Annotated in this window: 1 protein-coding gene; it reads left to right on the top strand. The window is 69.0% G+C overall.

What is annotated here, in order from left to right:
- Positions 1-519: oxygen-independent coproporphyrinogen III oxidase (locus AC1DZC_RS20400; protein ID WP_477044560.1), on the top strand; the 519-nt coding region annotated here is incomplete at both ends.

Raw genomic sequence — 519 nt, 5'->3', positions numbered from 1 at the left:
GGTCCAGCCCGAGGCCGACATCGCCAGGACGGTGCGCCTGCTGCGCGAGGCCGGAGTCGAATCGATCAATTTCGATCTGATGTACGGCCTGCCGGGCCAGTCGACGGCCGACCTGGTCGACACGCTCGACCGCGCGATCGCCATGGGGCCGGACCGGCTGGCCGTGTTCGGCTATGCCCATGTCCCACATCTGCTGCCCCGCCAGCGACGCATCGACGCGAGTGCCCTGCCCTCGCCGCGCGAACGCTTCGCCCAGGCGGGCATCGCCCATGAGGTGCTGACCGCCGCCGGTTATCAGCCGATCGGATTCGACCATTTCGCCCGGCCGGGCGACGCCATCGCGGTCGCGGCGCGCGCGGGAAAACTCCGGCGCAATTTCCAGGGCTTTACCGAGGACGCGTCGGACACGCTGATCGGTCTCGGCGCCTCGGCGATCAGCGCCTTCCCCGACGGGCTGCTGCAGAACGAGAAGAACACCGGGCGTTATCATCTGAAGATCGGCAGCGGGCGGTTCGCCAC

The organism is Cellulomonas sp. P2_B4 (genome assembly GCF_056404795.1).
Note: the sequence above shows the minus strand (reverse complement) of the source record. Positions and strands in the feature narration are given on the sequence as shown.